The 7,762-nt window shown below is 25.9% G+C and carries 8 protein-coding genes, 1 tRNA gene and 2 pseudogenes; 4 read left to right on the forward strand and 7 right to left on the reverse strand.

What is annotated here, in order from left to right; translation table 4 throughout:
- Positions 1-74: 74 nt before the first annotated feature.
- From RDJ14_RS03105 to RDJ14_RS03120, 4 genes are all read right to left on the reverse strand, one after another.
- Positions 75-275, reverse strand: coding sequence for a hypothetical protein (locus tag RDJ14_RS03105; protein ID WP_308149915.1), 201 nt, complete (start codon positions 273-275; stop codon positions 75-77).
- A 17-nt stretch (positions 276-292) separates the two neighbouring features.
- Positions 293-862, reverse strand: a complete 570-nt coding sequence (locus RDJ14_RS03110; RefSeq protein WP_308149916.1) for a hypothetical protein — start codon at positions 860-862, stop codon at positions 293-295.
- Positions 850-1,617, reverse strand: coding sequence for an ABC transporter ATP-binding protein (locus RDJ14_RS03115; protein ID WP_308149917.1), 768 nt, complete (start codon positions 1,615-1,617; stop codon positions 850-852). Before RDJ14_RS03115 ends, RDJ14_RS03110 begins: the two co-directional genes overlap by 13 nt.
- A gap of 147 nt (positions 1,618-1,764) precedes the next feature.
- Positions 1,765-2,223 (reverse strand): DxFTY motif-containing membrane protein, encoded by a 459-nt coding sequence (locus RDJ14_RS03120; RefSeq protein ID WP_308149918.1) that lies wholly within the window; start codon positions 2,221-2,223, stop codon positions 1,765-1,767.
- 317 nt (positions 2,224-2,540) lie between these two features.
- On the opposite strand from RDJ14_RS03120, the gene RDJ14_RS03125 reads away from it, so the two are divergent.
- Entirely contained in the window at positions 2,541-2,768 is a 228-nt protein-coding gene (locus tag RDJ14_RS03125; RefSeq protein WP_308149919.1) for a hypothetical protein, read from the forward strand.
- On the forward strand, positions 2,768-2,974 hold the full coding sequence (locus tag RDJ14_RS03130; RefSeq protein WP_308149920.1) for a hypothetical protein: 207 nt from the start codon (positions 2,768-2,770) through the stop codon (positions 2,972-2,974). The genes RDJ14_RS03125 and RDJ14_RS03130 overlap by 1 nt, the downstream gene beginning before the upstream one ends.
- 61 nt (positions 2,975-3,035) lie before the next feature.
- Here the strand turns inward: RDJ14_RS03130 and RDJ14_RS03135 are convergent.
- From RDJ14_RS03135 to RDJ14_RS03145, 3 genes are all read right to left on the reverse strand, one after another.
- Positions 3,036-3,110: transfer RNA gene (locus tag RDJ14_RS03135), tRNA-Gly, on the reverse strand.
- Between the two features lie 85 nt (positions 3,111-3,195).
- A complete protein-coding gene (locus tag RDJ14_RS03140) occupies positions 3,196-3,663 on the reverse strand; it encodes a hypothetical protein (RefSeq protein ID WP_308149921.1) in 468 nt (155 codons plus the stop codon).
- A 142-nt stretch (positions 3,664-3,805) separates the two neighbouring features.
- Positions 3,806-5,038, reverse strand: a complete 1,233-nt coding sequence (locus tag RDJ14_RS03145) for a hypothetical protein (RefSeq protein ID WP_308149922.1) — start codon at positions 5,036-5,038, stop codon at positions 3,806-3,808.
- Positions 5,039-5,349: 311 nt separating this feature from the next.
- On the opposite strand from RDJ14_RS03145, the pseudogene RDJ14_RS03150 reads away from it, so the two are divergent.
- Together RDJ14_RS03150 and RDJ14_RS05225 are read left to right on the forward strand one after the other, a co-directional pair.
- A pseudogene (locus RDJ14_RS03150) lies at positions 5,350-6,219 on the forward strand (DNA adenine methylase).
- 56 nt (positions 6,220-6,275) lie between these two features.
- Positions 6,276-7,178 (forward strand): annotated as a pseudogene (locus RDJ14_RS05225) (Dam family site-specific DNA-(adenine-N6)-methyltransferase).
- Positions 7,179-7,762: the final 584 nt, after the last annotated feature.

Raw genomic sequence — 7,762 nt, forward strand, 5'->3', positions numbered from 1 at the left:
AGACTGAGTGTAAAAAAAACATATTCATCTATATACATTCTATCAATTAGATAATTTGTAGTTGTAATTCAAACTTAGGCTTGTCATTTTAAATTTCTAGAAGCAATAGTCATATAAACGCCAATTAAAGCTAAACTAACGCCCAAATCAATTCCAATTTCAGTGGTAAATTTGAATTTGCCAACTCACGCATCCATAAACGGATTAACACAATAGTGAAATGGAGAAATGTAAACAATATATTTTAAAACATCACTATTTTCAATTAATGTCATGGAAACAATTCCTCCACTTAAAATGCAATTGGAAAATAAATAATATTAGCGATAGAGATATAAGCAGCTTGTGTTTTTAATAAAGCAGCCATCATCATTCCTAAACCAATAGCATTAACAAATATTAATAATAATCATGGCAATGATGCTCATAATTGAATTGGGGTTGAAGTAATAACTCAACCAAACTTGCTACCAAAAAAGATTCCTGCTCATAATAAAGTTCATAAAAATGCTAGTATTGAGAAAATAACTCCCAAAATAATAATTACTCCGACAAACAAACTAGGATGAATATTGGTTGCACCTATTCTTTTCATCAACACCGAACTTTTAAATTCAATAATAGTTTGTGGAACAAAGAAAATACCAATGGAAATAATTTGCATAACTGAAATTCCAACAACTAATTTTTGTAATGCTTCTTGACCAATACCCTCAAACGCAAAACCTTGCAAAAATAAAGTTAAAATGGGATATATGAAAATAAAGAATGGAACAAAAAACCCACGAATAAAATACTTAGCAATTAATTCTAATAATGATGTATGTTTGTTCATAGTAGTTTTTGTAACTAAGGATTGCACATTTTAATGGTTGCTTTTTCACTATCAATCGCAACTTGAAGTGGTTTTTTATATTTTCATAATTGATCATGCATATATTTTTCAACACAACCATGAATTTTAATAATATCTTGTACTGTAGTTTCTTCAATGATTTCACCTTCATTCATGAAAATAACACGTGTACAAAATCGTTCAATTTCACTCATGTTATGAGAAACTAACAACATAGCAACATTTTTTTCGACAATATTAGTTTGGAGAAATTCAAAGATTTCTTCTCGAACTTCAATATCTAATCCTGTTGATACTTCATCAAGAATTACAAGATCTGGTTGATGGATAACACTTAACAAAATGTTAAGTCGTTGTTGTTGACCGCCTGATAAACTTTGTACCATCCTGTTAGTAAGATGCAAAATTTGATAAGTACTTAACATTTTGTTTAATTTTTCTTTAGTAATTTCAATATTAAAAGTTTGTAAATAATATTTAATCATATCCATAACTGTTATACCATGAGGATAACGTGAATCTTGAAATTGGATACCAATGACAGCTTTATCTTTTTTGATAACAGTGCCAGAGGTTGGTTTTCTTATCCCGCCAATGATTTCACTAATCGTTGATTTACCACTACCATTAGAACCAATTAAAGCAATTCTTTCACCAGGGTAAATATCTAAACTAAAGTTTTTAACAGCAATCTTATCACCATACTTTTTGCTAACATTACTAATTGTCACTAATTTTTTATTTTTTATTGATTGCGACATGTTTTCTCCTTTTTTGTCAAAAATGATTAATTTTTAATATTTTAAAAATAGAATAAGTACTACTAAATCCAAGTTACAATTCTAATTAATTGTTGGTTTATTACTTTCATATTTTTCACTCTTTCATTGCAATTATTAAAATTTAATTTAGATTTTAGGATATTTTTTAATTTGTGTTTTTCTAATAACTAGCACTAAAACAATACTAGTTAATAAAATACCAATGACAGCTCCGGCAATGGAAATAATAAAACGGATTAACAACTGGTCAGGCGTTAAAAAATAACCTGATATATACAACATTCCTAAGACAAAGGCGAAAGGAATAGCATAAGTAAATTGATCAATTTGATGTAACTTCATTTTATATGCAATTAAAGTAGCGATAAAAGTAAATACAATTAAACTGATAGTTAAAACAATCATCAATCACAGCGGTTCTTTAAACGTAAAAGTAAAATCAGTGCCTGTTAAAAAAAATAAAACTAAAGCTGGTAATAATACCTGGATTACTAAATATCCAACGCTTACTAAAAATTTAGTACGAATAAAATCATTTTCATTATTATTAAACTCCACTTCATTATTACTAACAATATTTTTCATTACTACCTCATTTTAATTTTTACATTATCATAATAATAAGTATTTTAACATTTTTAATATCAATTTCAAAGCAAAATTTTTCTAATTACATAAAAAAATACATTACTAGCAAAGACGATATGATTTAATTAATTTAAATTAAAAAATTTGCTTGATTTTACTTGGAATTTATAATAAATCAGCTACAATAATAGTATAAGAAGTTTTAGTAAACTTTCTTCAGAAAAAATTCAATAGGGTGTTTAATCTCTGTTTAAATTTTTACATTTAAAATAGGTTTTTTTTGTTCTAATAAACCATTTCAAGGAGTGAAAAATATGAAATCATGCTTCTATAAAGATGAAATTATCTACTATGCAACAAACTTAGAAAAATGAGCAAATGTTGAAAACAAAACATACTTTATTAAATTTCAAGATACGATATTAAGACTAACAGATATTATCAATACTTATGATTTAAAAAATATTGCTGAAATTAAAATTTACAAATTCTTAGCAAATGCTTTTAATAGCAGAATTTTAAAAGAGGTAGGTATAAAATAATGACAACAATAAAAAAAATGAATTTAGATGATTCATCAGAATCCTTAAAACTATATTTAAATGGTATTGGCAACAACATGAGCTTACAATTACAAACTGCTAACTTAATTTCATTTCCTACTGACACTAAGCAAATCAATAATTGTGACATATGCTCAGACACATCAAAGACAGTAAAAATTATTAGAAACACTTTGAATAACTAAAAACTTCATATAAAAACAAAAAAAACGTATTAATTTACGATTTTGTTTTTTTATATAAGAATGGAGCGGGTGATGGGAATCGAACCCACTTTTTCTGCTTGGAAGGCAGAAGTAATAGCCAGTATACGACACCCGCGGTTATTAACCAAAAGTATTTATATCATAGAATTTCACTTAAAGTCAATAACTTTTACTAAAGAAATTAATAAATTTATAAAAATTTATTTTTTACTACTATTAGTAATAATGTTATCTTTAGTTTGTTTATTTTCTAAAAATAACAAACCACTATTGAAAAAATAAACAGAAATAACAAAAATTATAGAACCAATGGTAAACAAATGAGCAATTAATCAAATCACTCAAAATTTATTAATATTTAAACCAAAAACGAACAATAAGCAAATAATAGCAATGGTTGATGCTATACCTAAGAAAACTAATAAAATCTTTTTTTTATTAGTTACCCACACTGGCATAATAAAAATAAATAAAATGATACTAGTAATTGGTCAAATCATGATTTGAATTGAAATATCCATAATTTTACTAATAATAGAATCATTTGATTTAGGATAAAAATTATTAGTCATGAACATTAATCATACTAAAAATAAAAATAATGAAGATACTGTTAATGTAATTTTACTAATTAACAATGTTCTTTTTAATTTAATTTGTTTTTCCATCTTTGCCACCACTATTCTCATTATAATAATTATACTAAATATTTTAACCTTTATAGTAAAAATATAATAGAAAAAAGAGTAAGCAAAGTTTATATTTGGCCTTACTCTTTTAACTGTCCCATTCATATTTACAATTCAGAAATTAATTCTTTTTATATACGCTACCTGTAAATTCTGTTGCATTAGCACCTACATATAAAACACCATTTAAAATAACAATGCTTCTCATATTATCGGTTACTCCTGATATTTCAGTAGCAACAGTTTCAGTATCTTTTATTTTAAATAATCGATTTATCATCGGATTACCTTGCGCTATAGCATAGTAAAAAGTATAATCAACACTATCAAAACTACAACTAATTACTTGCCCAAACACTACACTTAAATCTAAAAATTTAGTAAATCTATCTGTCCCATTTGATTTTCAAATATTGGCATGTTTTCTAAAAGTTGTTACATATACTGCACCAGAAGTAGTATTAATAGATAAATTAACTACTTGTTCTGTTATTCATGGTATTTCCGTAAACTTATCAGGACCTGTTAATTTATAAACCGTTGTTCTTGTTGAAAAATAAAGCGTATTTTGAAAAACAGCAACATTAAAAATGTAGTCAGTATTATTAGGTATAATAGTAAAATTATTTGTCCCATCTGACTTATAAACACCTTTATTAGTTCCTACATAAACTGTCCCATCATCGCTAACGGCAATACTATTTAATCTTTCAGATATTCCTGTCATTTCCGTAAAAGCTGCTGTTCCATCAGTTGAAACATACACTTTAGTTTTGCTAATAGCATAAACTTTACCACTACTATTGTTTGTTACCATTTTGATAATAGGTTCATCAATCCCATCCATAGCAACAAAAGCATCAGTACCATTGCTCTTATAAACCTTTCCCACATCACTTGCAGTTTTACCAGCAGCATAGATTGTATTATTAGAACTGTCAGCTGTCATAGCAACAATAGCACCAGTTGTCCCTGCTATAACATTAAAATTAGCAGCATTAATATTAATGTTTAAGCGAGGAGTAGTACCTTGTCAGTTTTTATCTACACTATCAGCTGTAATCTTAACCCAAACTTGTCTTACACTTTGTAATTGATTTGAAATATCATGACCACCAATTTTTGCATCAAACCACTTAACTGTATACTTACTAAAAAAATTTCCTTTAAATTCAGTAGCAGTTGAAAGCATTGAATTTAAAACACTAAACTTTTTAGTATTATTAACACTTAAATTTAATCCTGTTAACGCTGTTATTTTTGCTAAATCATTTTTATTAATTGCTAATTGAATTCGATCTGTTGAACCAGTTCAATTATTATCAGTACTACTAGCGCTAATCTTAACCCACACATGTCCTGCAATTTGTGATTTATCTGAAATATCATTACCACCAGTTGCAGCATCAAACCATCTTTAATACTAAATGATTTAAAAATAAAATAGATTGAACCCACTGATTTTTAACTTAAGAACTTTTTTAATGTTTATGAAAAAAGTAACTTATAAATGCTCTGAGGATATTTTCATCAATTATCTTAATGTTTTATGATATGATTGTAAAGAGATAGATAAAATTGTCATTTGAAATATTTAATCGAAGATATACAGGCAGTAAAACAAAACTTTCTAATTGGATTAGAAACCTAATCAAAAAGCATTGCATGGATACAGAATCATTTTGTGATATTTTTGCTGGCACTGCAGTGGTTGCAAATACAGTATATTAAGACTTTGATAAGATAATCTTAAATGATTTTTTATATTCAAATGAAATCATTTATAATGCATTCTTTGGTTCTGGAAAATTTAATGAAGAATTACTATTAACCTATCAAAAAAGATATAGAGAACTTAGTTCAGATAATATTAGTCCTAATTATGTTTCGCTTAATTTTGGAGGAAAATATTTTGCCCAAGAAGATTCTTTACTCATAGGGTTTATTAGACAAGATATTGAAAATAATAAAGAAAAAATAACTAAAAGAGAATATGACATATTATTATCTTCTCTTGTTTATTCTTTTGATAAATCTGCAAATACTGTAGGACATTATGAAGCTTACATTAAAAAAGAAAACATTAGAAATAATTTCGTTTTTAAATTAATTAAACCAATGAATACAGCACAAAATCCTAAGGATGTGACTATTTATCGTGAATATGCTAATAAACTTGCTCTAAAGATTAAAGCAGATGTTGTTTATATTGATCCACCATATTCATCAAAACAATATTCTCGCTTTTATCATGTAATAGAAACCATTGTTAAATGGACTAAGCCTGAATTATTTGGTGAAGCAAGAAAACCTAATCCCGAAAATATAAGTGAATACTGCAAGTCAACAGCTATTAATGCTTTTGATGATTTAATAATTAATTTAAAATGTAAGTATATTGTTGTTTCTTATAATAATACCTATTCATCAAAATCTAAATCAAGCCAAAATAAAATGACTTTAAATCAAATAGAAACTGTTCTTGCAAAAGTTGGTCAAGTAAAAAAAACATCATGTTGACCACAAGCCTTTTAACGCTGGTAAAACAGAATTATTAAATCATAAAGAATACTTGTTTATAGTAAAGGTTGGTGAAAAAAATGACTAGATCTCCCTTCTTTTACGTTGGTGATAACTATAAATTAATCAAACAACTTAACGATATTTTTCCTACGAACATTAACACATTAATTGAACCATTTTGCGGTGGAGGTAGTGTTTTTTAAATGTTAAATCAAAGAAAGTTTTAGCAAATGATTTTAATTCTTGAATGATAAAATTGCATAATTTTTTATCTAGTTTTAAAAATAAAAGAAATGATTTTATGGAGAAATTTGAAAATTTGATTAAAGAATATGGTTTTTCTGCATCATATCTTGGAATCATAGTTCCTAATGAATTAAAAAAGCACATGTGAAAACTTATTACGCAGTGTACAATAAACAGGCCTATGCCAAACTGAAACAAGATTTTAATAATGATAAAACTGATATGTTTCGCCTTTATTTGTTATTAATATATGGTTTCAATCATATGTTAAGATTCAACAATAAAGGAGATTTTAATTTACCTGTCGGCAATGTTGATTACAATAAAAATGTGAGAATAGCACTCGAGAGCTACTTCACTTTTATTGAATCTCAAGAAGCTCATTTTATAACCAAGATTTTGAAGAATTCTTAAGTAAAATAGAGATATCAAAAGGAGATATTACATATTTAGATCCACCATATCTCATCAGTAATTGTGAATATAATAAAGGTTGAAATCAAGATTCAGATAATAGACTATATAAAACAATTGATTTGTTACATAAAAAAGGTCATTTTTTCATACTTTCTAATGTTTTTTCTCATAAGGGAGTAACTAATGATAAATTAATTAATTGAGCAAAAAAATATAATACTCATTATTTAATTAGTAATTATATTAATTATCATGATAATACTGTAAAACAAACGCAAGAAGTTGTTATTACAAATATAGGAGTATAAAATGGTAAGAGCAAACGAATACAAACCATTATTACTATCAACGACATTAAGAAACCCACAAAGAATTAAGGAATTTTTAAGAATTATGAAAACAAAATACTTACAAACGACATTATTCTTTTGATTGTCAAAGATCTTATTAAAGAAAAACTATATTCAACTCTATATATTGGTTAAGTCCCAAATCTTGTGTAAATTTATTTTTACAGAGCAATATTTCTCATATCAAATAAATTTAGTTTAATTTATTATACCATACTTAAAAGTTGGTAGGTTAATCTTATCTAAAATTAATTTTAAAATTCTTATAGTTAATAATTTTACAAAGTTTATAGGTTTATAAATTATTTTTTTCTAAATAATTACAACAAAAAGTCATTTTAAAGAAATGCAGTTATTTATAAAGAATAAAATTTTAATACAAAGTAGTTAAGCAATAATTTAAGCCTTTTCAATTTTAAAATTATTATATTTGTCCATATTAATATGAACACGATTTATCATTCATTTTTCATTAAATTCCATTAAAATTGAACCTATTATTCGATATACACTATCAACTCCATGAAATATGGTAACAACAC

Origin of the sequence: Spiroplasma sp. AdecLV25b, from assembly GCF_030913225.1 — a bacterium.
Taxonomy (GTDB): Bacteria; Bacillota_I; Bacilli_A; order Mycoplasmatales; family VBWQ01; genus Spiroplasma_E.